General features: G+C 63.3%; 1 protein-coding gene and 1 pseudogene. Both read left to right on the top strand.

Translation table 11 applies throughout. From position 1 onward, the window contains the following. A pseudogene (locus ACP5E6_RS16620) lies at positions 1 to 618 on the top strand (hypothetical protein); the annotation flags it as partial. A gap of 24 nt (positions 619 to 642) precedes the next feature. Beyond that, positions 643 to 1,182: a hypothetical protein gene (locus ACP5E6_RS16615; protein WP_427956012.1), complete on the top strand. Its 540-nt coding sequence runs from the start codon at positions 643 to 645 to the stop codon at positions 1,180 to 1,182. Positions 1,183 to 1,227 lie beyond the last annotated feature (45 nt).

Below are 1,227 nucleotides of genomic sequence, written 5' to 3'. Positions count from 1 at the left end.
CATGTCACGCCGGCGGTCGCGGCCGGTGCGAATGTTCCGACGGCGAGCACGAACCCTGCCACGCCCTCGCCGCTGGTTGGGCCTATGCCCCGTCCGGGCACGCTTCAATCGATCCCGCATCCGCTGAAGGTCGCAACCCGCCTGGTCGCTGCGCCGTCATCGAGCACCTACGATGTCCAGACCGCCTCGCTGGTCGCAGCAATCGCGCGTCTCGTGGCCGAGTTGCGCAGCCAGAACGCCGCAATGCAGGTCGAGATCTCGACGCTTCGTCATCAGGTCGATCGCCAGATGCTGGCCTTCAATCAGCGCCTGACCTTCGACCAGGCGCATGACGCGCTCGCGCTCGCCGGTGCCTCGGACCCCGCCGCACGGGCAAAAGTACCGCTTCCGGTCCATTCGGCGCAGCTATTCCCCGCCTCAGCGCCACACGTCGCGCCGGTCAGTCCGTCATCCTATGCCGTTCAGGCCGCGAGCCCCGGCCTCGCCATGCTCGTCCGCAATGGCGTGACCTACGAGGTCTCGGTTGGCAGCGTGGTGCCTGGCGTGGGACGGGTGATCTCGATCTCGGAGTACGGATCGGGCTGGATCATCCGGACCGATCATGGCGTGATTCGCTGAACGGCCGGGCAGGGAGGGGACGCCATGCAGGGTTTCGTGAATTTCAGTACGGACATCGCCAATGTCCTGAGCATCCTCATCCCGCTCATCTGCTTCGTCGTCGGCCTGTCCTGCTTTCTGCTTGCCGGCTACGGCGCCTGGCAGATGATGAAGCCGGGGACCTACTGGTCATCCCGGAAATACATGCCGCCCCTGCTGCTTTTGTTCGGGACGGTGCTGGTCGATTTCAACAAATTCCTCAATTTCTCCAACAACACGTTCGGGGGCGGCACCCAGACCTCGATCCAGACGGGATTTACCCCGTTCACCGCGCCGCAGGTCGGCGCCACCGGCATGATGGGATCGACGCCCGAGCAGAGTTTTCTGAACATCATCACCGCCTTCTCCGCTTTTTTCGTCGCGTATGGCGCGTTCAACGTGCTACTCGCCTGGCTCGGCGCGAAGGCCGTGGCCGAAGGCAAGCGGCGGCACGGCTACTCGCTGCCCATGGTGCAGTTCGTCTTCGGGATTGCCCTGATGAACATCGTGTTCATCTCGCAGACGATTATGGGGTATTTCACATGATCTGGTCTCGCCTGAACGGCTCTTACCGGAACGGATCCAGTCCCA

It is taken from the genome of Acidiphilium sp., from assembly GCF_049977125.1.
In the GTDB taxonomy this organism is placed as follows: domain Bacteria; phylum Pseudomonadota; class Alphaproteobacteria; order Acetobacterales; family Acetobacteraceae; genus Acidiphilium.
Note: the sequence above shows the minus strand (reverse complement) of the source record. Positions and strands in the feature narration are given on the sequence as shown.

Excerpts from the sequence above, each read along its gene's own strand:
- ACP5E6_RS16615 (WP_427956012.1), top strand. The coding sequence starts at position 643 with ATGCAGGGTTTCGTGAATTTCAGTACGGACATCGCCAATGTCCTGAGC.